Origin of the sequence: Agrobacterium vitis (assembly GCF_014926405.1) — a bacterium.
In the GTDB taxonomy this organism is placed as follows: domain Bacteria; phylum Pseudomonadota; class Alphaproteobacteria; order Rhizobiales; family Rhizobiaceae; genus Allorhizobium; species Allorhizobium vitis_H.
In genome coordinates, this window is sequence record NZ_JACXXJ020000005.1 from 1,851,741 (window position 1) to 1,876,339 (window position 24,599).

General features: G+C 57.5%; 24 protein-coding genes. 18 read left to right on the top strand and 6 right to left on the bottom strand.

The window, feature by feature from the left end; translation table 11 throughout:
• Positions 1 to 54: 54 nt before the first annotated feature.
• Positions 55 to 1,338 (bottom strand): O-acetylhomoserine aminocarboxypropyltransferase, encoded by a 1,284-nt coding sequence (locus IEI95_RS19920; RefSeq protein ID WP_156533309.1) that lies wholly within the window; start codon positions 1,336 to 1,338, stop codon positions 55 to 57.
• A 139-nt stretch (positions 1,339 to 1,477) separates the two neighbouring features.
• A complete protein-coding gene (locus IEI95_RS19925) occupies positions 1,478 to 1,930 on the bottom strand; it encodes a CoA-binding protein (RefSeq protein WP_156533310.1) in 453 nt (150 codons plus the stop codon).
• A gap of 242 nt (positions 1,931 to 2,172) precedes the next feature.
• Here IEI95_RS19925 and IEI95_RS19930 point away from each other — a divergent pair, with 242 nt between their 5' ends.
• Positions 2,173 to 2,517, top strand: coding sequence for a hypothetical protein (locus tag IEI95_RS19930; protein WP_322267438.1), 345 nt, complete (start codon positions 2,173 to 2,175; stop codon positions 2,515 to 2,517).
• 81 nt (positions 2,518 to 2,598) lie between these two features.
• On the opposite strand, the gene IEI95_RS19935 is transcribed toward IEI95_RS19930, so the two are convergent.
• Positions 2,599 to 3,063, bottom strand: coding sequence for a CoA-binding protein (locus IEI95_RS19935; protein WP_156533311.1), 465 nt, complete (start codon positions 3,061 to 3,063; stop codon positions 2,599 to 2,601).
• Between the two features lie 1,241 nt (positions 3,064 to 4,304).
• On the opposite strand from IEI95_RS19935, the gene rplM reads away from it, so the two are divergent.
• From rplM to IEI95_RS19980, 9 genes are all read left to right on the top strand, one after another.
• Positions 4,305 to 4,769, top strand: coding sequence for a 50S ribosomal protein L13 (gene rplM / locus IEI95_RS19940; RefSeq protein ID WP_015915628.1), 465 nt, complete (start codon positions 4,305 to 4,307; stop codon positions 4,767 to 4,769).
• 2 nt (positions 4,770 to 4,771) lie between these two features.
• Positions 4,772 to 5,239, top strand: a complete 468-nt coding sequence (rpsI, locus tag IEI95_RS19945) for a 30S ribosomal protein S9 (RefSeq protein ID WP_015915627.1) — start codon at positions 4,772 to 4,774, stop codon at positions 5,237 to 5,239.
• A gap of 146 nt (positions 5,240 to 5,385) precedes the next feature.
• On the top strand, positions 5,386 to 5,718 hold the full coding sequence (locus IEI95_RS19950; RefSeq protein ID WP_156533312.1) for an antibiotic biosynthesis monooxygenase family protein: 333 nt from the start codon (positions 5,386 to 5,388) through the stop codon (positions 5,716 to 5,718).
• A gap of 71 nt (positions 5,719 to 5,789) precedes the next feature.
• The gene (locus tag IEI95_RS19955; protein ID WP_156533313.1) at positions 5,790 to 6,635 is read left to right on the top strand and encodes a hypothetical protein; all 846 of its coding nucleotides are present in this window, start codon (positions 5,790 to 5,792) and stop codon (positions 6,633 to 6,635) included.
• A gap of 119 nt (positions 6,636 to 6,754) precedes the next feature.
• Entirely contained in the window at positions 6,755 to 7,600 is an 846-nt protein-coding gene (locus IEI95_RS19960) for a hypothetical protein (RefSeq protein ID WP_156533314.1), read from the top strand.
• Positions 7,601 to 7,759: 159 nt separating this feature from the next.
• Positions 7,760 to 8,713 (top strand): agmatinase, encoded by a 954-nt coding sequence (gene speB, locus IEI95_RS19965; RefSeq protein WP_156533315.1) that lies wholly within the window; start codon positions 7,760 to 7,762, stop codon positions 8,711 to 8,713.
• 69 nt (positions 8,714 to 8,782) lie between these two features.
• A complete protein-coding gene (gene argC / locus IEI95_RS19970; protein WP_156533316.1) occupies positions 8,783 to 9,715 on the top strand; it encodes an N-acetyl-gamma-glutamyl-phosphate reductase in 933 nt (310 codons plus the stop codon).
• 46 nt (positions 9,716 to 9,761) lie between these two features.
• On the top strand, positions 9,762 to 10,598 hold the full coding sequence (locus tag IEI95_RS19975) for an aminoglycoside phosphotransferase family protein (protein WP_234891019.1): 837 nt from the start codon (positions 9,762 to 9,764) through the stop codon (positions 10,596 to 10,598).
• A 64-nt stretch (positions 10,599 to 10,662) separates the two neighbouring features.
• Positions 10,663 to 11,490, top strand: a complete 828-nt coding sequence (locus IEI95_RS19980; RefSeq protein ID WP_156533318.1) for a DODA-type extradiol aromatic ring-opening family dioxygenase — start codon at positions 10,663 to 10,665, stop codon at positions 11,488 to 11,490.
• On the opposite strand, the gene IEI95_RS19985 is transcribed toward IEI95_RS19980, so the two are convergent.
• A complete protein-coding gene (locus tag IEI95_RS19985) occupies positions 11,470 to 12,564 on the bottom strand; it encodes a COX15/CtaA family protein (protein ID WP_156533319.1) in 1,095 nt (364 codons plus the stop codon). The two genes, IEI95_RS19980 and IEI95_RS19985, sit on opposite strands and share 21 nt — an antisense overlap.
• Positions 12,565 to 12,719: 155 nt before the next feature.
• Between IEI95_RS19985 and IEI95_RS19990 the strand changes: the two genes are divergently transcribed.
• Both IEI95_RS19990 and IEI95_RS19995 read left to right on the top strand, forming a co-directional pair.
• Positions 12,720 to 12,929 carry a DUF2842 domain-containing protein gene (locus IEI95_RS19990; RefSeq protein WP_041696430.1) on the top strand — a complete coding sequence of 70 codons (210 nt, stop codon included), beginning with the start codon at positions 12,720 to 12,722 and terminating at the stop codon, positions 12,927 to 12,929.
• 79 nt (positions 12,930 to 13,008) lie between these two features.
• Complete coding sequence (locus IEI95_RS19995; RefSeq protein ID WP_194417328.1) at positions 13,009 to 14,223, top strand: GNAT family N-acetyltransferase; 1,215 nt, start codon at positions 13,009 to 13,011, stop codon at positions 14,221 to 14,223.
• 371 nt (positions 14,224 to 14,594) lie between these two features.
• On the opposite strand, the gene IEI95_RS20000 is transcribed toward IEI95_RS19995, so the two are convergent.
• Entirely contained in the window at positions 14,595 to 16,838 is a 2,244-nt protein-coding gene (locus IEI95_RS20000) for a GumC family protein (protein ID WP_156538187.1), read from the bottom strand.
• A 177-nt stretch (positions 16,839 to 17,015) separates the two neighbouring features.
• Between IEI95_RS20000 and IEI95_RS20005 the strand changes: the two genes are divergently transcribed.
• From IEI95_RS20005 to IEI95_RS20030, 6 genes are all read left to right on the top strand, one after another.
• On the top strand, positions 17,016 to 17,585 hold the full coding sequence (locus tag IEI95_RS20005) for a polysaccharide biosynthesis/export family protein (protein ID WP_060716018.1): 570 nt from the start codon (positions 17,016 to 17,018) through the stop codon (positions 17,583 to 17,585).
• A complete protein-coding gene (locus IEI95_RS20010; RefSeq protein ID WP_156533321.1) occupies positions 17,585 to 18,721 on the top strand; it encodes a glycosyltransferase family 4 protein in 1,137 nt (378 codons plus the stop codon). The genes IEI95_RS20005 and IEI95_RS20010 overlap by 1 nt, the downstream gene beginning before the upstream one ends.
• 100 nt (positions 18,722 to 18,821) lie before the next feature.
• A complete protein-coding gene (locus IEI95_RS20015) occupies positions 18,822 to 20,372 on the top strand; it encodes an undecaprenyl-phosphate glucose phosphotransferase (protein ID WP_015915613.1) in 1,551 nt (516 codons plus the stop codon).
• Positions 20,369 to 21,595, top strand: a complete 1,227-nt coding sequence (locus IEI95_RS20020; RefSeq protein WP_156533322.1) for an O-antigen ligase family protein — start codon at positions 20,369 to 20,371, stop codon at positions 21,593 to 21,595. The genes IEI95_RS20015 and IEI95_RS20020 overlap by 4 nt, the downstream gene beginning before the upstream one ends.
• A 31-nt stretch (positions 21,596 to 21,626) precedes the next feature.
• A complete protein-coding gene (locus IEI95_RS20025; RefSeq protein ID WP_194416930.1) occupies positions 21,627 to 22,886 on the top strand; it encodes a glycosyltransferase in 1,260 nt (419 codons plus the stop codon).
• Positions 22,887 to 22,997: 111 nt separating this feature from the next.
• Positions 22,998 to 23,147 (top strand): hypothetical protein, encoded by a 150-nt coding sequence (locus IEI95_RS20030; RefSeq protein WP_015915610.1) that lies wholly within the window; start codon positions 22,998 to 23,000, stop codon positions 23,145 to 23,147.
• A gap of 98 nt (positions 23,148 to 23,245) precedes the next feature.
• On the opposite strand, the gene IEI95_RS20035 is transcribed toward IEI95_RS20030, so the two are convergent.
• The gene (locus tag IEI95_RS20035) at positions 23,246 to 24,274 is read right to left on the bottom strand and encodes an extracellular catalytic domain type 1 short-chain-length polyhydroxyalkanoate depolymerase (RefSeq protein WP_156533324.1); all 1,029 of its coding nucleotides are present in this window, start codon (positions 24,272 to 24,274) and stop codon (positions 23,246 to 23,248) included.
• Positions 24,275 to 24,599 lie beyond the last annotated feature (325 nt).

Here is a 24,599-nt window from a genome sequence, read left to right on the forward strand (position 1 = left end):
GTTTAAATGAAACGCTGCAATGCTCTCAACGCAAACGTAGTCGGCGAGCCCCAATCAGAGCTTCGATAAAGCCTGTTGAAGATCCGCAATGATATCGTCGGGGTCCTCGATACCGATGGACAGGCGCACGACCTCCGGCCCTGCACCTGCCGCCACCTGCTGCTCCGGGGTCAATTGGGCATGGGTGGTCGAGGCGGGATGAATGACCAGCGAGCGGGTATCGCCGATATTGGCAAGATGGGAAAACAGCTGCAATCCCTCCACCAGCGCCTTGCCCGCCTCATAGCCACCCTTCAGCCCGAAGGTGAAAACGGCGCCAGCTCCTTTCGGTGCGTAGCGCTGTTGCAGCGCATGGTTCGGATCATCCGGCAGGCCCGCATAATGCACCCAGGAGACTTTCGCATGGGCCTTCAGCCAATGCGCGACCTTCAAGGCGTTGTCGCAGTGACGCTGCATGCGCAGCGGCAAGGTTTCAATGCCGGTCAGGATGAGGAAGGCATTCATTGGCGCAATCGCCGGTCCAAGGTCGCGCAGACCGAGCACCCGGCAGGCAATGGCAAACGCCATATTGCCGAAGGCGTCATGCAGAACCACATCGCCATATTCGCTGCGCGGCTGTGACAGGCTCGGAAACTTGTCCGATTGCGACCAGTCGAACGTGCCGCCGTCAACGATCACGCCGCCCATGGAATTTCCATGGCCGCCGAGAAATTTGGTGGCGGAATGCACGACGATATCGGCACCGTATTCCAAAGGCCGGACCAGATAAGGGCTGGCCATGGTATTATCGACGATCAGCGGCAGTCCGTGGCGGCGCGCAACATCGGCAATAGTGGCAATATCGACGAATGTACCACCGGGATTGGCAAGGCTTTCGATGAAAATCGCCTTGGTTCGCTCGTCGATTTGCGCCTCAAAGCTTGCCGGATTGTCGGTATCGGCCCAGCGCACCTGCCAGCCGAAATTCTGAAAGGCGTGACCGAATTGGTTGATTGATCCGCCATAGAGCTTTTTGGCGGCAACGAAATTATCCCCCGGCTGCATCAGGGTATGAAAGACCAGCATTTGCGCCGCATGTCCCGATGCCACTGCCAATGCCGCCGTGCCGCCTTCCAAAGCAGCCACCCGCTCTTCCAGAACGCCCTGGGTCGGGTTCATGATCCTTGTATAGATATTGCCGAATTGCTTGAGGCCGAACAAGGCGGCGGCGTGATCGGTATTTTCAAACACAAAGGCGGTCGTCTGGTAGATCGGCGTCGTGCGTGCGCCGGTCGCCGGGTCCGGCTGAGCACCCGCATGCACGGCCAGCGTTGCAAAGCCCGGATTGTTGTTTGCCATGGTTATCCTCCCTGAAATATTGCGGCAGAGCATTACACCGATGCCGATGAAACGCTACCTCATGCCCTGTTTGAAAGTCCTGGCTTTTTGGGACAATTGCACAATCGTTTGATGCCTATAGATTTCTTATCCGATAAGCCTAATGCCTGTCCGGCTCCAGTGTCCCTTGAAAAATTCTGGGATATTCGATGGCCGGGCAGCGGTTCATCACCATCTTCACACCGGCGGCCTCGGCGCGGGCGGCGGCCTGGTCGTCGCGCACGCCAAGCTGAGCCCAGATCACCTTCGGCAAATGCGTTAGCTCCAAGGCTTCATCCACCACGGAGGATAGATATTCGGAAGCGCGGAACACATCGATCATATCGACGGGCTCGGGAATGTCCCGAAGCGACGCAAAAACAGTCTGCCCCAGAATGTCCTTTCCCGCCTGCCCCGGATTGACCGGAATAACGCGGTAGCCATGGTTCAGCAGAAAATGCATGAGCCCATGGCTTGGCCGCGCCGGATTGGGCGAAGCCCCGGTCAGAGCAATGATCTTGACCGTTTCCAGAATGGTCCTGAGATAATCGCTCTCATAAACGTCATGCTGCATGTCATTCTCCCCAAGACGCTACTGCATGAGTAGCTCCTGTGATCCTTTGGAACTGCGCCCTGTCTTGATCGTAAGCGAAAGCGCCCCAGTTAAGAAGAGGATATACAGTACGTCACCCGAAAGTGTGCGGCGTTTTTGAGAAAAAGACATGCGAAAACAAAAACCTATAACATGTCGGGTGAATCCGGAATCACGCGACATGCTATAGGCATTGGCAAATGCTTTTTGATGGAGATATTCCAATGAACCCAATGATACGGCTAGGTTTTTGCGTTGCTATTTCTTTATGGGGTAGCAGTGCGCTGGCGATAGAGCGTTACAACTCGACCACGCTTGCCTGCGAAAATGTCCGGCAAATCCTGCGAGACCAGGGGGCTGCCGTTCTACGCTATCCCTCGAAGCGGGTGCCGGGCATGGCGCTTTACGATCGCTATGTTCGCAACACCAATTCCTGTTCGCCAGGCGAGTATGCCGAACGCGCCACAGTACCGACACGCGACAACCCTGCCTGCCCGGTGCTGAACTGCAAACCGGTGGACAACCTGCAGGACGGCTTTATCCGCTTCGTTCCGCATTACTCCCTCTGAGCGACAAGTAGCCCGTGGATAAGTCCGCAAGACGGCGATAATCGCGCAAGGCAGCGCGATTATCGTTGGTGCAGCTTGGTATCAGGCTGCGGTGGGGGAGCGATGGGCAATATGACTGGCCTGGTAGACCAGCGGATATTCCACGACCAGCGCTCGGTTCATCACGACATCGATATCTGCCGCCTCGGCTTTTGCCGCCGCGTCATCATCGCGGACACCCAATTGACCCCAAATCGCTTTTGGTCGTCTCTCCAGCGCCAGGGCTTCATCCACCACCTCACTGAGGGATTCCGAGCGCCGAAACACGTCGATGAGATCGATCGGCACCCCTATATCGGCAAGGCGAGCATGCACAGGGCGACCAAGAATCGTGGTGCCAGCAAGCGCCGGATTCACGGGGAAGACCTGATAGCCCTTGCCGAGCAAAAAACCGAGCACCCAATGGCTGGGCCGGTCATCGCGTGCGGACGCTCCAACCAGCGCGACGGTGTGGGTGCGCGCCAGAATCTTGCAGAGATAGTCATCGGAATAATGGTCGTGGTTCATGGCTTATCCTTCCCGGCTTGACAGCCGTTTCTCCAGACAATCCGTCCCTAAAACCTGTCACTTAAAAGTGGGCAGCGGTTTTGCGATGACGACATGCAGCAAAACAAAAATTCAAAGCATGAAAAGCTACCCTGAAAATATGCTTTGCTCTCGTGCTGTCGTTTGTCTTTTCAGGAAAACCGGGCTCCACTCTTCCTAAGGCAAACTCTAGGTCCCGGTCGCAGGATAGCAAATTTGGCTTAACTGTTTGCAAAGACGTAAAGTCCCGCAATGACACATTACGCGCTCCCATTCGCGCCATCATTTCCCGATTAAGTAACCTTTCTTTGCACAACCATCCCTCTGCCGACCCAGAATCGGAAACGCCGAATACAACCCTTAAGATAAAGACGCACCAATACCCCTCCACCTCCAGAGGAGACAGTGAAGCGGTCGTCATGTTATCGCTATCATTAGTATGCTCTTTTTAAGGGAATTTTCAAGCTTGATGTGATAACCATCACATCAATGAAGTACAATGCTATTATGTTCACTTAATATTCTTTTTTTGTTCATGTACATTTTAGCACTCTCAAACATTGAATTCCCTAATGATTACAAGTAGTTTTAGGCAAAAATTATTTCACTTATAATGTCGCTAGACGCACTAGAATTTAAATCGATTTGATTGTCGATCAACCCACCTGCGTAAGCCTGCGTTAACGCAATAGCCTCGGGTTACGTATGTCAGACCTAAGTTTATACTACTCTTGATTGAAAATTAATTATCTAGAAACAAGGCGAAATAACAGAGTGGTTTGTCTCAAAACGAAGCAACCACCTCATGTCTTCTCCAGGAGGAAGCAGGCATCAAACACGAATATCCCCGCCCTCGTCCGAGAGGAAAAAGACAAGAGCGCCTCATCGCGTCATAGCGTCATAGCGTCATAGAGCAGTTGGCAAGTTCAGCATGACCGCCCAGCCGATTGCACCACGGAAAAGGCCGAAATCCAGACAAGACGGCAAAGTATTTTGCGGTAAAATAATACCACACATCTAATTATCTGTTTTCTATGGATTTTTCGAACTCCGCCATCAAGCAACCATCCTTGACCGAACCCGGCACCGCGACTATAAAGCCGGCAGCTTGCGGCCCTATGGACCGCATTCTTTTTGTGCGTGTGAAAGCGCACAAGACAAGCAACAAGAAACGCCCGACCGGCCGTTAACGGCTGAAAGGGTCCAAAAGAAAGTTGAACCTCATGTCTACCTTCGTTCAGAAGCCTGCAGAGGTGGAGAAGAAGTGGGTCATCATCGACGCCGAAGGGCTCGTTGTTGGTCGCCTCGCCACCGTGATCGCCACCTATCTGCGTGGCAAGCACAAGGTCACGTACACTCCCCACGTCGATGATGGCGACAATGTCATCGTCATCAATGCCGAAAAGGTCGTCCTGACCGGCAAGAAATACACCGACAAGACCTATTACTGGCACACCGGCTATCCGGGTGGCATCAAGGAACGCACGGCGCGCCAGATCATCGAAGGCCGCTTCCCGGAGCGCGTTCTTGAAAAGGCTGTCGAGCGCATGATTCCCCGCGGTCCGCTTGGCCGTCGCCAGATGAAGAACCTGCGCGTTTACGCCGGGTCCGCCCACCCCCACGAAGCCCAGCAGCCTGTCGCTCTCGACGTGGCCAAGCTGAACAGCAAGAACGTAAGGAGCGCCTAAGTATGGCTGACCTCTCTTCCCTGAAGGATCTCGGCACTGCGCAGGAAGCTTCGGCTCCCGTTCACGTCCGTAAGGTCGACGCTCAAGGCCGCGCCTACGCGACTGGCAAGCGCAAGAACGCAATTGCCCGCGTCTGGGTCAAGCCCGGCACTGGCAAGATCACGGTCAATGGCCGCGATTTCCCGGTTTACTTCGCCCGTCCGGTTCTGCAGATGATTCTGCAGCAGCCTGTCGTTGCTGCTGCTCGCACCGGTCAGTTCGACGTTATCGCCACCGTGACCGGTGGTGGTCTGTCCGGCCAGGCTGGCGCTGTGCGTCACGGCATTTCCAAGGCCCTCACCTACTTCGAACCAGGCCTGCGCTCGGTTCTGAAGAAGGGCGGCTTCCTGACCCGCGATAGCCGCGTTGTTGAACGTAAGAAGTACGGCAAGGCAAAAGCTCGCCGGTCCTTCCAGTTCTCCAAGCGCTAATCGCGCTTCTGGAATTTTACATTGGAAAAGCGGGGCTTCGGCTCCGCTTTTTTATTTGTCCGATCACCAATTTGAATTTGTCTATTTCGGCTGAAGGAGCAAATTGACAACACGCCATGCCTCAACCCAACAGAGAGTCGCTTGTGATGTCCCGTTTTGCCAAACTGCCTTCTCCCCCTTACTACGTCGTCTGTTTTTCCTCGGTCAGAACCGAAGTCAGCAATGGCTACGATGACATGGCAGAGGCCATGGTGACGCTTGCCAGCCAGCAGCCAGGCTTTCTCGGTGTGGAATCCGCCCGCGATGCGACCGGGTTCGGCATAACCAATTCCTACTGGAGCGATGAAGACTCGATCCGGGCCTGGAAAAAGGTCGTGGATCATCTGGCAGCGCAAAACCAGGGCCGTGCGGAATGGTATAGCCGCTATGAGGTGCGCGTCGCAAAAGTGGAGCGGGCCTACAGCTTTGCGAAAGCCTGACACAGCAAGGATTACCGATTGCCACTGGCTTCAGTTTGACCGGTGACGCAGGCGGAACCTTGGAATTGAAGATGATAAAACGGCCTTACAATATTTGCATCGTGGAGCCGAAAGGCTTTGGTCACTCCAAAGCCTTCGAGGAAGTCGCCGAAGCCCTTGACTATTCCTTGAAAGAATTGGGGTATCCGACAGCCCTTTCTGTCAACAGAGTAACCGACGACGCCGTCAACATTATCTTCGGGGCGCATCTCCTCCCCTTGCAGGACCTTCACAGCCTTCATCCGAGCACGATCATCGTCAATGCCGAACCGCTATCTGCAACTTCAGAACGGACACGTGAGCGGGTTCTCATCTGCCTCAATGCCGGTTTGGAAATCTGGGATTACAGTCCCGCAAATATCGAGATCCTCAACCGAATCGGTGGGCGGCCCGTCAAATATCTGCAACTGGGCTTTCAGAAAGAACTGGACCGTATAGCGCCTGCACCGGTGCGGGATATCGACGTCCTTTTTTATGGCTCCATGAATGAACGTCGCGCAGAGATTCTCTACGGCTTGCAAGCCCGAGGGCTTGTCATCGAGCATCTGTTCGATGTGTATGGACGCGAGCGCGATGCCTGGATCGCCAGGTCCAAAGTGGTTTTGAACATGCATCTGCTGGAATCGCAGATTTTCGAAGTCGTGCGCGTGTTCTATCTGCTCATCAATGGCGTGGCCGTCGTCGGCGAAGTCAATGGGCCGGAAACGCTGATCGATGAGCGGTTTGCGCAGGGCATCGTCGCCGCACCCTATGGTGATCTGATCGACGTTACGGAACAGCTGGTGCGCGATGCTGCCAGGCTCGAGAAACAACGCATCCTGGCCCGCGACGCCATCAAGCGTCATCCGCAAGTGACCTTCACCCAACAGCTTCTTTGATATCCCGATGGTAAAAATGGACGGCCTACAGGTTTACGAAAGCCAGCTGTGCCACGGTCACAGCCCTTACCATCATGCACCGCACGTGCATCCTGATCTCGTAACAGCTGGTCCGCGACATGAGTTCTGAAAAATACAATATCTGCATCGTGAGGCCTGACGGCTTCATACACTCCATGGCTTTCGTGGAAGTCGCTGAGGCACTGGGCTATTCGCTACGAGCGCTGGGGCATCAGTCGATGGTGAATTTCAATGCCTTCGCACATGACGCAATCAACATCATTTTCGGCGCCCATCTGCTGACACCGCAAGATATAGCCGATCTCAAGCCAAACACTGTCATTGTCAATGCAGAACCGCTCTCGGCGATTGACGCTCCGGTGCGTGAGCGCATTCTCACCTGGCTTGAGACCGGCCTGGAAATCTGGGATTACAGCCGGGCCAATATCGAGATCCTCAGCCAGATCGGCGGACGGCCGGCGAAATATCTGCAATTGGGCTTCCAGAATGAACTGGATCGCATTACGCCTGCGCCGCACCAGGATATCGACGTGCTGTTCTATGGCTCAATGAACGACCGGCGTGCCGCCATCATCGATGGCCTGCGTGACCGGGGCCTTGCCGTCAAGCGCCTGTTCAACGCCTATGGACGCGACCGTGACATTTGGATCGCCCGTTCCAAAACCGTATTGAACATGCATTTTTTCGACGCACAGATTTTCGAGGTCGTGCGGGTCTTTTATCTTCTCAACAATGGTGTGCCTGTTATCGGCGAGGTCAACGGACAGGCGACGCAGATCGATGAGCGATTTACCCAGGGCATCGTGGCAGCACCCTATGACGAGCTGATTGATGTCACCGAAAAGCTGGTGCGCGATCCCGAAAGGCTGGCACGGCAGCGCATCATCGCCCGCGACGCCATCACGCCCTATCCGCAGACGGTCTTCACGCAAATGCTGCTTTGACTGAGGACGAGGCCTCTATAGGATTGCTGCATAGAGTTTGTCAGGAACAAGTGGAACCCGATTTTCCCGAAAAGACAAACGAAAACAAGAGAAGCTGGAGTTTGTGTGGTTCAATATGAACCTGACAGACTCTAGAATACCGGATGCGGATCAAATACTTTGGCAGATAAATCCATAGACCACGCCTTCACGGCAAACGATTTCACATCGGCGGCCACCGACCCGACCTATGCCGGGGTGCTCTCCTTCATGCGCAGGCGCTATACCAAGGCGCTGGATGGGGTGGACACGGCGGTCTGGGGCATACCCTTCGATGCCGCCACCTCCAACCGGCCCGGCGCCCGGTTCGGGCCGCAGGCCATTCGCCGTGCCTCGGCCATTTTCGACAATGACCCGCAATATCCGTTCGAGCGCGACTTGTTCGCGGCCATGCCCACCGTGGATTACGGCGATTGCCGTCTGGACTATGGCAACCATTGGGAAACACCCGCGACCATTGAAAAGGAAGCGGCCGATATTCTCTCTAAGGCGAACTTCCTGCTGACGCTTGGCGGCGACCATTTTATCACCTGGCCGCTGCTAAAGGCCCATGTCGCCAAACATGGCCCGCTGGCACTGGTGCAATTCGATGCCCATCAGGATACCTGGTTCGATGATGGCAACCGGATCGACCATGGTTCCTTCGTCGGGCGGGCGGTGCGCGAGGGCTTGATTGTCCCGTCCCGTTCGATCCAGATTGGCATCCGCACCCATGCGCCTGAAGATTGCGGCATCCGCATGCTCTACGGTCATCAGGTGGAGGAGATGCGCGCTGCCGAGATCGCTGCGCTGATCCTCGAGCATACGGCGGGCCAACCCGCCTATCTCACCTTCGACATCGATTGCCTCGACCCTGCTTTTGCCCCCGGCACCGGCACGCCGGTCGCAGGTGGACCATCCAGCGCAAAAATCCTCTCAGTTCTGCAAAACCTTCATCCGCTCGACATAAGAGGAGCCGATATAGTCGAGGTGGCACCCGCCTATGACCATGCCGATATCACTGCCATTGCAGCGGCCACGGTGGCGATGTATATGCTGGGGCTACGCGCTGAACGACTGGCGCGGTCTGGTTGATAAACTGATTCAAGCAATTCAGGATTTGAATCCGCAAAGGCGGGCAATCCCCTGAAAAGAGAGGGTAAAATGACAGCGAAAATCTTCATTGACGGCGAACACGGCACCACCGGCCTGCAAATCCGCAGCCGCATGGCCGACCGCCGCGATGTGGAATTGCTGTCGATCCCGCAAGAGCAGCGCCGCAATGCCGCCCTGCGCGAAGACCTGCTCAACAGCGCCGATATCGCCATTCTGTGCCTGCCAGACGACGCCTCGAAAGAAGCTGTGTCGATGCTGGCTGGCAACAACAATGTGCGGATCATTGATACGTCCACCGCCTTCCGCGTCGCGACGGATTGGACCTACGGTTTTGCCGAAATGGACAAAGCCCAGGGCGACAAGATCCGCTCGGCCCGCTGCGTTGCCAATCCCGGTTGCTACCCGACCGGGGCTATCGCGCTGATCCGGCCGCTTCGGGCGGCTGGCATCTTGCCGGACGGCTACCCGGTTTCGGTCAATGCCGTGTCCGGCTATAGTGGCGGCGGCAAGCAGTTGATCGCGCAGATGGAAGACGAGAGCCATCCCGAGCATCTGACCGTCAACAATTACGTCTATGGCCTGAACCTCAAGCACAAGCATGTGCCGGAAATGAAGGCCCATGGCCTGCTGGATCGCGCCCCGCTGTTTTCGCCTTCGGTCGGACGGTTCCCGCAGGGCATGATCGTGCAGGTGCCGCTGTTCCTGGAGGATCTGGCGGATGGCGCGACCGTGGAGAGCATCCATGCAGCGCTTTGCGCCCATTACGCCGGGCAGGACATCGTCAAGGTCATCGCCCTGGAAGACAGTGCCAAGCTCGGTCGCGTCGATGCCGAGGAACTGGTAGGCCAGGACACGATGAAGCTGTTCGTGTTCGGCAATCCGGGCACCGGCCATGTCAATCTCGTTGCTGTGCTGGACAATCTCGGCAAGGGAGCATCCGGTGCAGCGGTCCAGAACATGGACTTGATGCTGTCGGCGTGATCATTTGAGCAGCTCTTTGAAAGCCCCCATCTTTCCTCCATCTCTGATGGAGATATGGGGGCTTTCGCATATCAGGCTAATCGCCGACACCCATAGCAGCCTCGTTTTCCGCGCTATGAAAGGTGAACGCCCGGTGGTTGCCAAAGCCCTGAAGCCAGAAGGCAGTGGTGAGCGGCACGGCCTGGATTTTCTGCGCTGGCGGGCTGGCAATGGTGCCATCAAGCTCATCGATCAGGCTGGCGACATCGCCCTGCTGGACGATGCGGGTGATCTGCTGCTGCGCCATCATCTTGGCAAGGTCGGAGACCCGGCAGCAACAGAGATCATCGTCAAGGTGCTGGCGCGCCTACATGCGCCCTCGCCCGACCCTGTTCCCGATGCGCTGACGCCTCTACAGGTCCATTTCAACGCCCTGTTTGCGCTCGAAAAAACCATTTCGGACCCTGCTATCGCCGAGATCATCCATTGGACGGCAGCACTTGCCCGCAGCCTGCTTGCAGAGCAACAGGATATCAAGCCGCTACACGGTGACCTGCACCACGATAATGTCATCGGCGATGACGGTGGCAATTGGCTGGCCATCGATCCACAGGGACTGCTGGGCGATCCGGCCTATGACGTCGCCAATGTGTTCGGCAATCCGCTGCACGCCCCAGATCTCGTTCTCGATCCCCGGCGCGCGATGGACCTCAGCCAGCGGTTTTCGATGGCGCTGGGCTGTTCGCCGCGCAAAATCCTCAGCTATGCCGCGGCTCATGCGGGTCTCTCCTGCGCCTGGACGCTGAGCCGCCCGCTGACCGCATCCGGCAATGCCAATCTTACTGAGCGGCTTGGCTTTGCACGACTGGCCCAGTCCATACTTGCTGAACAGTTTGTTGACTGATCCGCCTATCGTGCTGGTTGCCACGACGACGTATATTCCGGCCATATGTTCAGGAGCAAAAGCCATGACCGATAGCCGTCTTCCCGTTTATTTCATCCCTCATGGCGGCGGGCCCTGGCCCTTCATGGATTTCCCGAAAGACGACCAGGGCAAAGGCCCCTGGGACGATCTCGCGGCCTTTCTGCAAGGCTTGCCTGCCGATCTCGGGGTGACACCGAAAGCCATTCTCATCGTCTCCGGCCATTGGGAAAAGGAACCGCAAGTTACCGTCAGCACGGCAGCGGCCCCCGGCATGCTTTATGATTACTACGGCTTTCCCGCCCATACCTATGAGATAACCTATCCCGCCAAGGGCGATCCCGCACTGGCGGCCCATGTGCGCAACCTGCTGCAACAGGCAGGCATCGCTTCAGCGGAAGACGATATGCGCGGCTTCGATCACGGTGTCTTCGTTCCGCTGATGGTCGCCTATCCAGATGCGGATGTGCCTGTCGTGATGCTGTCGCTGAAAAATACGCTGGATGCGGAAAGCCATCTGGAGATCGGCAAGGCCTTGCAGTCGCTTCGCGATGACAATGTGCTGATCATCGCGTCCGGCATGAGCTACCACAATATGCCGATGTTTCGCCGCCGCGACGCCGACCACGAAGCCGTTGCCAAGCGTTTCGATGACTGGCTGACGGCAGCGGTCGAACTGCCCGACCCGGATGCCCGTGCAGCCAAGCTCAGCCTCTGGAATCAAAACCCGGATGCGCTTGCCTGCCATGTCCCCGACCATGACCATCTTGTGCCGTTGTTTGTGGCCGCGGGGGCTGCGGGCACCGACAAGGGCGTGCGGATGTTCAACGGTCTGGCGCTGGGCAAGGCCTATTCAGGCTACCGGTTTGGGTAGCGGATAGGCACCATAGAAGCCGCGCAGATGCGCGACCGTAAAGCCGAGCAGGATCAGCGCACCGCCCTGATGGGCGAGCGCCGCATCCAGTGGCACCTGCAACAGCAGTGCAGAAATTCCCAGCACTGCCTGACAGCAGACGATGGCAAACAGTACGACGCTGCGGCGCGCATGGGTCGTGCCCGGTGCGGCCCGCAGCGATGAGACCATGTGATAGAGCGCCACCAGCAACACGGTATAGGCACCGATGCGGTGCACGAACTGCACCGTCTTCGGGTTTTCGAAGAAATTCAGCCAGACCGGCTGCTGAACCAGAAGATCGCCGGGGATCAGCGCCCCATCCATCAGCGGCCAGGTATTGTAGGACATGCCAGCATCCAGCCCTGCCACCAGCGCGCCAAGATAGATCTGGAACAGCACGAGGCACAGTAGCGCTATCGCCCAATGCTTCGAATGCGCGGTTGGGGCCGGATCGGCGCTATGGCGGGCAAGGCCACGCATCACCCAGACACAGGCCGAAAAGATCAGACAGGCTGTAACCAGATGGGTAGCCAACCGGTATTGGCTGACCTCGGTGCGTTCCGATAGCCCTGATGACACCATCCACCAGCCAATAAAACCCTGAAAGCCACCGAGCGCCAGGATGCCGACCAGCGGCCAGCGCAGACGCTTCTCGATCCGTCCTGTGACCCAGAAAAATACCAGCGGCAGGGCAAAGATCAAGCCGATGCTGCGGGCCAGGAAGCGATGCGCCCATTCCCACCAGAAAATCGTCTTGAACGCCTCGACCGTCATGCCCTTGTTAACCAGCTCATATTGCGGGATCTGCTGGTAGAGCTTGAACTCTTCCTCCCATTCCGCCGCGCTCAACGGGGGAATGACACCGTGGATCGGCTTCCACTGGGTAATCGACAAACCCGAATTGGTCAGCCGGGTCGCGCCCCCAACCAGAACCAGGGCAAACAGCGCGAGAATCACCAGACCCAGCCAAAGACGAATTGCGCGGCGGTTGCGGCTCTGCCGGTCAAGGACGGCGGCTGCCGGGACGGGTGAAGCGGTGCTGGCGATGGTCATCGGTCCAATCTCTCCATTCTACGGCATAATCCCGGTCCGAACGCTGTCTTGCGGGCGAAACGGGTGCATTCCAGTTGATTTGCATCAGCACCCGGTGCAAAACAAGGGCAGAAGGTTTGCGACATCGCGTCGCGTCCTGCAATCAGGGTCATAGCATGCCGGTCAGACTGCGCAAATTCATCGGGACGATTCTGATCGTCGTGCTTGTCATGCTTTACGCGGTGCTGGCCACCACCATTGCCACATTGACATTGGCACAGTCACCCTGGTGGGTGCATCTCACCTATTTCCTGCTGTCGGGCGTGGTCTGGATTCTGCCAGCCATGGCGATCATCAAATGGATGGCGGGTCCGGTTCGCAAATAATCCGCGCATTGCATAATCCTTAAATACAAACCGGATAAACTGGTGCTGCTTCGACAGGACCGGAGAATGCAGCGTGGCGATGATCGATCCGAAACGGCTGACTGAAACCGCCAGCGGCCAAGCTTCTGCGGCAGATATCGCGGTGGACGTTTTGCCCGCGATGGAGCCGATGGAGGCCGACTGGCGCTGTCTGGAGCGCAACAACCATCTGTCGCTGCATCAAGGTTACGACTGGTGCCGCGCCTGGGTGAAAACCCACGGCAATCCGCTGGCCATCCTGCATGGCAACAGCAACGGACGCAGCCTGTTCATCCTACCGCTGGAAATCACCCGTCACGCTATGGTCCGCAAGGCAAGCTTCATTGCCACCCGCTTCACCAATATCAATACCGGCCTGTTCGACCCGGATTTTTTCCAGCAGGTGGAGCCGGACACGGCCAACCAGTTGGGAAAGCAGATTATCCAGGCGATGACCGGGCATGCCGACCTCGTTCATCTCGGCAATATTCCGCTCTCCTGGCGTGGAATGTCTCATCCTCTGGCCAGCCTACCGGCTGTCGAACATCAGAACCATGCCTTCCAACTGCCTGTTCTAGGTGACTTTGAGCAGACGCTCTCCCAGATCAACGCCAAGCGTCGCCGCAAGAAATACCGCAATCAAGTCCGCAAGCTGGAAGCGAGCGGCGGCTTTGAACATATTATTGCCTCCGGCGAGGAGCAGAAGGCCTGGCTGCTGGATCTGTTCTTCCGGCAAAAAGCGATCCGCTTCGAAACCCTCGGCCTGCCGGACGTGTTCCAGGAGCCGGAGACACAGGCATTTTTCCAATTGCTGCTGCAAAGCGAAGCAGGTGGATTGAACGTGCCACTGGAACTGCATGCACTGCGGTTGTCGGGCAGCCATCATAACGGCAAGATTGCCGCCATCGCCGGTCTTTCACGCAAGGGCGATCACGTTATCTGCCAGTTCGGCTCGATAGATGAAAGCATCGCCCCGGAGACCAGCCCCGGCGAATTGCTGTTCTGGCTGATGATTGAACAATGCTGCGCCGAGGGAGCTGCCCTGTTCGACTTCGGCCTCGGCGACCAGATCTACAAGCGAAGCTGGTGCCCTATGGAAACCGTGCAACACGATATTTTGCTGCCAGTGACGCCTCTGGGAAAGCTAGCAGCCACAGCGGAGCGGAGCCTGATCCGCTCCAAGGCGTTCATCAAGGGGCATCCCCAACTCTACAGCGCGCTGCAAAAACTCCGCGCCCGTAGCAATGCGCAGGCAGATGATCCGGGCAAGGATTAGAGGCTTGAGTTTGTTAGGTTAAGATTGAACCATAGTACAGAACGCAAAAGTTTTTCGGGTGCGCCGCCCCCTCTTACCTCTGCCGCCACCTTCTCCCCGATGGGGAGAAGAAGTGCGAGCCGCCTTCCCGGTCATTCACCGACACCGTCAAAAAGGTATAATCTTTTTTCAACATCAAACTGAGATTCAGTGCTGTCGCTTTTGCTTCTTCTCCCCAGCGGGGAGAAGGTCCCGGCAGGGGGATGAGGGGGTGCACAGCCGAGAGGATGTTTGCGTCGTGTACCTCGACAATTGAACCACACACACTTTAGATCTTCTTATTGTCGTTTACCGTTCCAAGAAAACCGGTTTCCACGTTCCCCTGACAAATTTCAAGCCACCCGCCGGTCCCCATCATCCGGTGGCACCGGGCTGTCGTCGCTCATCAGCACCAGGTCACTATAGCCCACAGCTTCGAAGGCGGCCATGATCTGTGCCAATTGCTTGCGGTCCGGATTGGGTGCGGAGAGAATGACTTCATGGTCCTGGGCCTTGCACAGGCCAACGACATTATCGGCGCTGGCCGGACCGCATTCGATCAGGACCAGATCATAGACATCAGCGAGCGCTTCAACCACCATGGCAAGGCGCTCGATGCCGCGCAGCGCCTGACGGATATCGCTATTGCCCTTCGGCACGATATGGGCGTTTGACAATCTGTCGGAATGGATGGTTTCGCCAAAGGTAACGTCGCCGCAGAGCAGATCGGTCACGCCGGGCAGATCGTTTCGCTCGGCCATCAGCGCTGTCGGATAGCCGGAGCCGGTCATGTCGATCAAGATCACCGTGCGTTCGGCTTTGGCCACGGCGCGTGCCAAAAGCACGGTTGCCGCCGAACCATCATCGCCGGAAGGCGAGATCACCACCGCTTTGGAAATACCATGTCGCGTCAGATAACGCGCCACCGACGCGATTGAAAACTCATGATCGGCATCGGTAAAGTCCGCGCGATGCTGATCGCTTTCACTTTCAGGATCTGCCGGTGCGATGGGCGGGGTTTCCTTTTCGATCCGTTCGGCGGCTGCCGTCGCTGCGATAGCGGCAGCCGCCGTATCCAGTCTTGGCTTCTGCCTTGTGGGCGTGGCTAGCGGTTCGTCAAAAGCAGGTTCACCGGTCCGACGACGAGGATATTCCTCCGCAAACCGTCCGCTGCGGTCTGGATCAACAGGGCCAACAGGCTTGAGCGCCCGGCCACTGAACAACTCCGCCAACATGATGACGATCACGCTCAACACCAGAGCCGCCATGGCGGCCACCACTGTTATTGGAAGAACCTTGGGGAAATTCGGCTCACTCGGCTCAGACGCACGGGAAATCACCCGGGCATCGGCAGGGCTGGCATTGCTGTCTAGCCGGCTGGTGGCTTCGCGGTAGCGCGCAAGATAGGTTTCCAGCAATTGCCGCTGGGCGCTGGCTTCGCGCTCGAGCGCGGCAAGCCCGACCTGGCTATCCCCAGCCTTGGCGCTTTGTGCCTTGAGTGTGGTCAGCTGCCGGTCAAGCTCCGCTTCGCGCATCCGCGCTACATTAGCCTCGGTTTCCAGGCTGGAAACCACTTTTCTGGTCTCCTCGGCCAATTGCTGGCGCAGGTTGGCCAATTGCGCCCGCAGCGCCTTGATGCGCGGGTGACCATCCAGAAGACTGGTGGAGAGGTCGGAGATTTGTGCCTGTACGGCGGCTTCCGCCTGTTTCAATTGTTGCACGGCGGGAGAAGCCATGACGATATCGAGATTGTCGGTCGATCGCCCGGCCTTCAGCGATGCCTTGGCGTTTTCGGCTCGCGCCTGCGCACTGGCCCGGTCGGTGCGCACCCGCGCCAATTCCGTCGATATATCATTGAGCTGCTTGGAGGCGAATGTACCGCCCTCGCCGGTCGACAGCAGATCGGCATTGCGGCGGTAATCCGCGACTTTCTTTTCGGCGTCGGAAACCTTCTGACGCAGGTTGGCGATTTCCGGCTCCAGCCAGCGGGCCGCATCCTCATTGCTATCAAGCTTGGCACCGCTCTGAATTGCCAGATAGACCTTGACCATTTCATTGGGAATGGCGGCGGCAAGCCTTGCATCCTTGGAGGAAAACTCGATGCCGATAACCCGCGACTTCTCCACCTGATAGACTTGGAGCTTTTCCAGGAAGGTGCGGATCACCCGGTCTTCGGGCGCCAGATCGAGCGGGTTCTTTTTCAGATGCAGCATCACCATCAAATCCGACAGGGCGGACGGATGCAGATCGGGATCGAATTCGGTCAATTCGTAGAGCTTGAGATCCTTCACCACCTGCCGGATCAGATCCACCGAGCGAAACAATTGCACCTGACTGGCAATATTCAGCTCGTCCAGCACCGGTTCCGAGGCCGCCGATTTGGCGTTTTCCGCATCGTAATTGGGCGCGCGCGGCTCGATCAACACCGTGGTTTCCGCGCGGTAGGTTGGACGGATCATGCTGGCCCCGGCGAAGGCGACGCCTGCGGCCAGACAGGTGACAAGCAATACCCTGCCCTTTCGCTGCCAGACGGCGCGAAACAGCTGCAAGAGATCGATATCCACGTCCTGATGGGCGGCGACCGGCTGACCCGACATTCCATCCCTCCTTCAAATCTGTCCGGAGCGTAAACGAACATAGTAACTCAAGCGTTAACTGCGTGTGGCAATCACGACGATTGCAAGATAAGCTTGCCGGACTTGCGCTCTGATCTTTACACTCCCTTAACCATACTGGCCGATAAGAACATGATTATCTTCTATGGGAGCGTGCGCATGGTCACCGCCAAACAGATCTTGCTGGCTGTTGCCGTCACCCTGCTGGCGGCGCTTTCCAGTTGCGCCACCTATAAACCGGCTTCGAAAGTCTTCCAGGAAGCGACGATCCAGCCCTACCGGCTGGACAGCGGCGACCGGCTGCGCATTACCGTGTTCGACCAGGCCAATCTGAGCAATACCTATACCGTCGACCAGGCCGGCTATATCGCCTTTCCGCTGATCGGTCAGGTCGCGGCGCGCGGCACCACCATGCCGCAGCTGGAAGGCACCATTGCCCAGCGGCTGCGCAAGGGCTATCTGCGCGATCCCGACGTCAGCATCGAGATCGACCGCTACCGCTCGATCTTCGTCATGGGCGAAGTCGGCCAACCGGGGCAATATTCGTATGTACCGGGCATGACGGTGCAGAATGCCATCGCGGTTGCTGGCGGGTTCACCAGCCGCGCCAACGAGCGCGATGTGGATGTCACCCGCAAGGTGAACGGCACCATCGCCACCGGCCGGGTGCCGATCACCGACCCGATCATTGCCGGTGACACGGTCTATGTGCGCGAACGGCTGTTCTGATGCCGGATGAAGACGGGCTGCGGATCATTCATTGCTTCCGCTCGCCAATTGGCGGCATTTTCCGGCATGTGCGCGACCTGGTCGAGCATCATGACGCGCTTGGCCATTCTGTCGGCATCATCTGCGACAGCAGCACGGGTGGCGCCCATGAGGACGCCCTGTTTGCGGAATTGCAGCCCCGCCTGAAACTCGGCCTTATTCGCCAGCCGATCCGGCGTGCCATTGGATTTGACGACATCAGCGCGGTGCGCTCCTGCTACCGGCATATAAAGAGCCTGAAACCCGATGTGCTGCATGGTCACGGTGCCAAGGGCGGCGCGCTCGCCCGCATCATTGGCACGGCCCTTCGCATGCAGGGATCAAAGGTTGTCCGCCTCTATTCGCCGCATGGCGGCAGCCTGCATTATCGCCGCAACAGGCCAGTTGGCAGACTGATCTTTGCGCTGGAAAAGCTACTGGAACGCCAGACCGAAGCCATCGCCTTTGTCTGCGGCTTCGAGCAATGGTCCTACGGGCAAAAGGTGGGAAAGCCGAGTTGCGACTCCCGATTGATTTTGAACGGGATCAGTGAAAGCGAATTTCGACCTGTGCCAATCCGCGACAAAGCCGTGGATTTCGTCTTCATCGGCATGTTGCGGGACCTGAAAGGCCCTGATGTCTTCATCAACGCCGTGCTGGAGGCTGAACGGCTGCTGGGTCGCCCGCTGACCGCCGCGGTCATCGGCGACGGCCCGGACCGTGACAGATACGAGCAGCAGATCCACCAGCGCGGCCTTGGGCTTCGCATGCAATTGCTGCCTGCCATGCGGGTCTCGGAGGCCTTTACCTTCAGCAATATTGTTGTCGTCCCCTCCAGGGCCGAATCCATGCCCTATATCGTGCTGGAGGCGATTGCCGCCGGAAAATCGGTGATTGCCAGCGCCGTCGGCGGCATTCCGGAGGCGCTCGGCAAAACCAGCGCCGCACTTGTTGCGCCCGACAATGTCCAGGAACTGGCCGCGACCATGGTTCAGGCCCTGACCCAGCCGGACTGGAAACAGGTTGTCATGCCGGACCCAACGCTCTTCCATGCGCGATTTTCAGCCTCTGCCATGGCCGCGCAAATGCTGGCGCTCTACCGCGATCATTCGGTTTGACAGCCGCTACGACCTGCATCATCGTGGGACGGGTCCTGCCAAAGCTAAAGGTTTTTTAGCACATTTGCGGTAATCCAACGTTGCAAAATGAATTGCCGCGATGAGGACGCTAGAGACTTTGGATGTAGCAAAGCTCCGTCAAAAACTGAAGGAAGAGGCTGAACAGACCCGCGCAAGCGGCTCTTCATCGTCTCCAACGGTCGAATTGTCACCACTCGCCAGCCGGGTGGCGGAGCAATTACGCCGTGCCAATCGCTCGCCAAGCATCATGCTCGGGCAGTTCGGTCTGCTGGAATTTTCCTGGCTGATCGCCACCAGCCTGATTTCCGGCTGGCTGACGATGGACGGACCGATTGACACTCTCCTGCACATAGGTGCCTTTGGCGCACTTGGTGCAGTGGTTTTTATCCTGTTCACACAATTTGCCGACGGCTACCAGATATACACACTCCGCCGTCCGTTCCGCTCGGTGAAGCGGGCCTTGACCAGCTGGTGTTTGGTTGTCGCCTTGATGGTCGGCATCCACTTCGCCTGGAATGCCCAGCTGTTTAGCGCCAGCTGGCTGGCGACCTGGGCGGCAACCTCTGCCCTGTTTCTCCTGCTGGAACGCTATGGCATGGCATTGGCCATTCGCAGCTGGACCCGCAACGGCATCATCGAGCGACGCGCCGTGGTGGTCGGCGGAGGGGAGCCTGCCAAACAGTTGATCCGCACGCTGGAAAGCCAGCAGGATAACGATATCCGTATCTGCGGTATTTTTGATGATCGTCAAGGCGACCGATCCCCTAACATCGTCGCGGGCTATCCCAAGCTCGGCACCGTTGCCGAACTGGTGGCTTTTGCGCGCGAAACACGGATCGACATGCTGATCATCGCCCTGCCGATCAGCGCAGAAGCACGTATTCTGGAATTGCTGAAACTACTTTGGGTCCTGCCGGTGGATATTCGGCTGGCGGCCCATTCCAACAGCCTGAGATTCAGGCCCCGCGCCTATTCCCATGTCGGCGACCTGCCGATGCTGGATCTGGTCGACAAGCCGATCCGTGACTGGGACCAGGTTGCCAAACGTGCCTTTGACATCATTTTCAGTCTGGCGGCCTTGGCCGTCTTCTGGCCGGTCATGGTTCTGGCTGCCATCGCCATCAAATCCACGTCGAAAGGGCCGGTGCTGTTTGTGCAGAAGCGCCATGGCTTCAACAATGAGGTCATCAAAGTCCTGAAATTCCGCTCAATGTATACGGAAATGAGCGACCCGACCGCCAAACTGGCCGTCACCAAGAACGACCCGCGCGTCACGCCCGTCGGCCGCTGGCTGCGCAAATCCTCGATGGATGAATTGCCGCAATTGTTCAATGTATTGCGCGGCGATCTTTCTCTGGTCGGGCCGCGCCCGCATGCGGTCATGGCTCAAACCCGCAACCGCCATTACAGCGAAATCGTCGAGAGCTATTTCGCCCGCCATCGGGTCAAGCCCGGCGTCACCGGTTGGGCGCAGATCAAGGGCTGGCGTGGCGAGATCGATACCGACGACAAGATCAAGGGCAGAACCGCCCATGACCTCTACTATATCGAGAACTGGTCGCTGCTGTTTGACCTGAAAATCCTGTTGATGACGCCGATAAGCCTGTTCAACACGGAAAATGCTTATTGAGCGCGGTCAGCCACCATAGCAGCCCGCCTTTCCGGCCAGGCTTTGCGGCCATAACGCTGACGGGATCGGCGCTGGTCGGTTTTGGCGTCTTTCTGCTCGGCTTCGTGTTCATGGAGCCAGCCCCTTACGAATTGTTCATGGCAGCGCAGATTCCCCTGTGGTTCCTGCTGGGTCTGAAGATTTCCCGCAGCGTCGCACCGCTTCTGGCGCTGATGTTCACCTTCAATGTCGGCGGCATGATCTCGCTGACGACAATGACGGACCTCGATCAAGGCCCCCTCTATGTCGCCGTCTCGACCTTCCTGGCCGTGACCTCAGTGTTTTATGCGGCCATCGTCGAGGAGCGGCATGAACGGCTGCGGTTGATTTTCAATGCCTGGGTTCTTGCCGCAGTCGCCACGTCCCTTCTGGGTATTCTGGGCTATTTTCACGCCTTTCCGGGCGCTGAAATGTTTACGCGTTATGACCGGGCCATGGGGGCTTTTCAGGACCCCAATGTGTTTGGGCCGTTTCTGATCGCTCCATCGCTCTATCTCATCCATGGGCTTTTGACTGGCCGGCTGTTGGACGCACCGTGGAAGATCCTTTGCCTGCTGATCCTCGCACTTGGGGTGTTCCTGTCGTTTTCACGGGCGGCCTGGGCGCTTTTCCTGTTTAGCGCCATTGCCATGGTGCTGATCCTGCTGATCAAGGAGCGCAGCAGTGCCTTCCGCCTGAAGATTGTGCTGCTGGCGCTGACGGCTGCCATCGCTCTCGTTGTGGCGCTGACCGTCGCTCTGCAATTCCAGCAGGTGCGCGACCTGTTTTCCAGCCGCACCCAGCTTGTGCAGGACTATGATGGCGGCCATCTCGGTCGCTTCGAGCGTCACAAAATCGGCTTTCTGATGTCGATGGAAAAGCCCCTCGGGATCGGGCCGATGGTGTTCAGCAAGATCTTTCCAGAGGATGAGCACAATATCTGGCTGAAAACCCTGACATCCTATGGGTGGCTCGGCTTTGTCTGTTTTATCACCATGCTGATCTGGAGCATTTGCTTCGGCTTCAAATGTCTGCTCTATGACCGCCCTTGGCAACCCTATCTGATGATTGCCTGGATCGTGCTGATCGGCCACGCCCTGATCGGCAATGTCATCGATATCGATCACTGGCGACATGTGTATCTGCTGTTCGGAATCCTTTGGGGATGCAGAGCACTGGAAATCAATTGGCAAAGACACAGATGAACATCGGGGGGAGCGTTTGGTGGAGGAAAACGTGACGGATGGCCAGGAAATTGCCGGTGGGCAGCGTTTGCGAATCTTGCAGGTGCTGGAACCGAGCGGCGGTGGCTCCGGCCGTCATTTCATCGATCTTTGTGCAGGCCTCGCTGCCTGCGGCCAGACGGTGACCGCTGTCTATTCTCCGTTGAGAGCCGAGAGCCGGTTCGTTGCCGAATTGCTGGCGCTGCCGCTGCACGAGATCATCGCGCTGGACATGCATCGTGCGGTCGGCCCCTGGGATCTCGCCTCCTATCGGGCGCTGCGGCGGCTGATCCGCGACAAAGGCCCATTCGACATCGTGCATGGCCACAGTTCCAAGGCAGGCGCGCTGACCCGGCTGGCAACCCTGCCTGGGCGCAATCCACCGGTGCTTTACACGCCACATGCCTTCCGCACCATGGACCCGACGCTCGGCTCCAAAGGCCGCCTGGTCTATGGCGGCGTAGAACGGCTGCTTGGACGATTTTTCAGTGATCGGGTGATTTGCGTTTCGCCGGACGAATATCATCATGCCGTGGCGCTGGGTATTCCAGCCCGAACCCTCCGCATTGTCGCCAATGGCGTCAAATATCCGCCCGGCGACGCGCGTTCGGAGACACGCACACGCTTCGGTATTACGCATGAGCAACTGGTTTTCGGTTTCATCGGCAGGCTCGTGGCCCAGAAAGCCCCGGAGCGGCTGATCCGCGCTTTTGCCAGCGTTGCAGACCTGATGCCCCAGGCCCGGCTGGTGATGATCGGCAGCGGCGAGCAGGAAGCGCAGCTGCGCGCCATGATCCAAACTCTTGGCCTTGACGGCAAGGCCCAGATCCGCAGCGATATAAGTGGACATGACGCCATCCAGGCCTTCGACATCCTGGTTGCTCCGAGCCGTTACGAGGCCATGTCCTATGCGATGCTGGAAGCCGCAGCCGGTGGCCTTCCCCTCGTTTTGACATCCGTGGGCGGAACGAGCGTCGTGCTGGAAAATGGTGTCAACGGCTTTGCCGTTCCCAATAGCGATGAGATCAAGCCGCTTGCAGACGCCATGGCCGCTTTTCGCGATCCCCTGACGCGGGCACAGCTTACGGCTGGCGCCTTGAGCCGCCGTAACAATTATCGGCTTGAAAAAATGGTGGCCGAAACATTGGCGATCTACCGAGACCTACTGCCGCAAACCACGCCATGCCCGATGATCAAACACGAAACCGACAGCAGACTTCGAACGACCGGAGACCACACGACCTTGCGGCTCGCCAATCAGATTGGCGAATGATCCAGGGAGACTGGCAGGTATTTTTTCACACGCATGGAACAATTTCTCTTCTGTCGCATTAAGCAGCGCGTTCAGCCGAAACAGTTGGCGGACGGACAGAAGAGGGACAGCATGAACCGCACAAACGGTCTTTACTTGATCATCGGCGCATTGGTCGTCATCGTGGTTGGCCTCGGGGCCTATGCCTATCACGAGGAAACCAAGCCCAAGGGCGTTGAACTCAGCATTGGCAAAGACGGCGTCGCCGTCGAACAGAAATAATCTCCAGCCCGCGCGTTTGCCTTACAGAGCTGTGCGTTTTAAAACGCACAGCTCTGTAAGGCTTTATAATTCATGCTTAATTTTCAAGTGCAGGCAAATCACGCGACCTTGCGTTTGCCTTCTGTCGCGTCAAGACCCCAGCTTTCCACCAGCAGGGATGGCAAATGCAGGTCACCAGGTAGCATATAGGGCATTGCCTGCCCCTCACCCGCCTTGATCGGTAGACCATGTCCCAGGCCATCCATTACGGCATATTCCACCTTGATCGCACCGTCTTCGTCATGCCAGACATAGCCGTCGTTCCGGCCATAGGCCACGGGCTTTGCCTTGCCGTCCAGCAAGCCATGCACGGCAAGCCATTGGATGACCAGCGCATCGGCATTCTTCTGATGGACGACATTGTCATCCCTACCCTGCCAGATCGAAATCCTTGGCCAGTCCCGACCTTCGGGCGCGGCCTGATAGACCAGTTGCGCCCATTCATCCGGGGCTTTGGCCACACCGTTATGCATGATGTTCAAGGCATTCATTGCATCGCGCGCACCACCAACCGGCAACCCGGCAACCACCGCACCCGCCTTGAAGATATCGGGATAGGCGGCAAGAGCCGCAGCAGCCAGCGCCCCACCGGCCGACAGGCCCATGATGAAAACATTGTCGGTGCTGAGGCCATGAGCCTCGACCATGGTGTCAATCATCTGGCGGATCGAGCCAGTCTCGCCGCGATCACGGGCAACAGCACTGGGGCGAAACCAGTTAAAACACCCATTCGGATTGTTGGAGCTGCGCTGTTCGGGGTAAAGCAGCGCGAAACCATGCTGACGCGCCAGACGGCTCCAGCCGCTGCCGTCATCGAAATCCTTGGCCGTCTGCCCACAGCCGTGCAGCACGACCACCAGCGGCGCGCGCGTCGGCAAGCCGGGAGGCACATAGGTCATCATCCGCAAATGGCCGGGATTGCTACCGAAGCTGGTGTTTTCAACAAGGCGTGGCTGGGCGGGCTTTCTCGGTTTCGGCGCGACCTTTTCGCGCGGCGTGGCGCTCTCAACCAGATCCACAAATGCCTTTTGTAATTTTTTTTGGCGGCGAACCATGGCGGCCACCGATTTTGGAACATTCAATCGCATCACATCTGCCTTCCTGACGGCTGCATTCTCTCGTCTGCTTCACAAGCCGCCAATACTTCTGGCCCTCAGAAACTCATGGTGAATATCGTCTCATGCTAATCTCGAAGGTTATGAGGACCAACGACAAGGCATATTGCTGCACTGCACCCAATATAAGGCAGAGACCGGACTTTATCGATACCAGTGCAGCACCATTTGGCGCTTTTGCAGCCTGTTCAGTCTCTTCAAAGCCCAGAAAATCTGAGAATAGCCCTTAGAATATAGATGTTTACAGAAAAAATCTGCCTATTATGTGCACCGCAAAAAAAGCATTATACATTATAAA

What these genes read in the sequence shown, in the direction of transcription:
- IEI95_RS19920 (WP_156533309.1), bottom strand. Translation starts at nt 1,338, where the DNA reads ATGGCAAACAACAATCCGGGCTTTGCAACGCTGGCCGTGCATGCGGGT.
- IEI95_RS19925 (WP_156533310.1), bottom strand. Translation starts at nt 1,930, where the DNA reads ATGCAGCATGACGTTTATGAGAGCGATTATCTCAGGACCATTCTGGAA.
- IEI95_RS19930 (WP_322267438.1), top strand. Translation starts at nt 2,173, where the DNA reads ATGAACCCAATGATACGGCTAGGTTTTTGCGTTGCTATTTCTTTATGG.
- IEI95_RS19935 (WP_156533311.1), bottom strand. Translation starts at nt 3,063, where the DNA reads ATGAACCACGACCATTATTCCGATGACTATCTCTGCAAGATTCTGGCG.
- rplM (WP_015915628.1), top strand. Translation starts at nt 4,305, where the DNA reads ATGTCTACCTTCGTTCAGAAGCCTGCAGAGGTGGAGAAGAAGTGGGTC.
- rpsI (WP_015915627.1), top strand. Translation starts at nt 4,772, where the DNA reads ATGGCTGACCTCTCTTCCCTGAAGGATCTCGGCACTGCGCAGGAAGCT.
- IEI95_RS19950 (WP_156533312.1), top strand. Translation starts at nt 5,386, where the DNA reads ATGTCCCGTTTTGCCAAACTGCCTTCTCCCCCTTACTACGTCGTCTGT.
- IEI95_RS19955 (WP_156533313.1), top strand. Translation starts at nt 5,790, where the DNA reads ATGATAAAACGGCCTTACAATATTTGCATCGTGGAGCCGAAAGGCTTT.
- IEI95_RS19960 (WP_156533314.1), top strand. Translation starts at nt 6,755, where the DNA reads ATGAGTTCTGAAAAATACAATATCTGCATCGTGAGGCCTGACGGCTTC.
- argC (WP_156533316.1), top strand. Translation starts at nt 8,783, where the DNA reads ATGACAGCGAAAATCTTCATTGACGGCGAACACGGCACCACCGGCCTG.
- IEI95_RS19975 (WP_234891019.1), top strand. Translation starts at nt 9,762, where the DNA reads ATGGAGATATGGGGGCTTTCGCATATCAGGCTAATCGCCGACACCCAT.
- IEI95_RS19980 (WP_156533318.1), top strand. Translation starts at nt 10,663, where the DNA reads ATGACCGATAGCCGTCTTCCCGTTTATTTCATCCCTCATGGCGGCGGG.
- IEI95_RS19985 (WP_156533319.1), bottom strand. Translation starts at nt 12,564, where the DNA reads ATGACCATCGCCAGCACCGCTTCACCCGTCCCGGCAGCCGCCGTCCTT.
- IEI95_RS19990 (WP_041696430.1), top strand. Translation starts at nt 12,720, where the DNA reads ATGCCGGTCAGACTGCGCAAATTCATCGGGACGATTCTGATCGTCGTG.
- IEI95_RS19995 (WP_194417328.1), top strand. Translation starts at nt 13,009, where the DNA reads ATGATCGATCCGAAACGGCTGACTGAAACCGCCAGCGGCCAAGCTTCT.
- IEI95_RS20000 (WP_156538187.1), bottom strand. Translation starts at nt 16,838, where the DNA reads ATGTCGGGTCAGCCGGTCGCCGCCCATCAGGACGTGGATATCGATCTC.
- IEI95_RS20005 (WP_060716018.1), top strand. Translation starts at nt 17,016, where the DNA reads ATGGTCACCGCCAAACAGATCTTGCTGGCTGTTGCCGTCACCCTGCTG.
- IEI95_RS20010 (WP_156533321.1), top strand. Translation starts at nt 17,585, where the DNA reads ATGCCGGATGAAGACGGGCTGCGGATCATTCATTGCTTCCGCTCGCCA.
- IEI95_RS20015 (WP_015915613.1), top strand. Translation starts at nt 18,822, where the DNA reads ATGAGGACGCTAGAGACTTTGGATGTAGCAAAGCTCCGTCAAAAACTG.
- IEI95_RS20030 (WP_015915610.1), top strand. Translation starts at nt 22,998, where the DNA reads ATGAACCGCACAAACGGTCTTTACTTGATCATCGGCGCATTGGTCGTC.
- IEI95_RS20035 (WP_156533324.1), bottom strand. Translation starts at nt 24,274, where the DNA reads ATGCGATTGAATGTTCCAAAATCGGTGGCCGCCATGGTTCGCCGCCAA.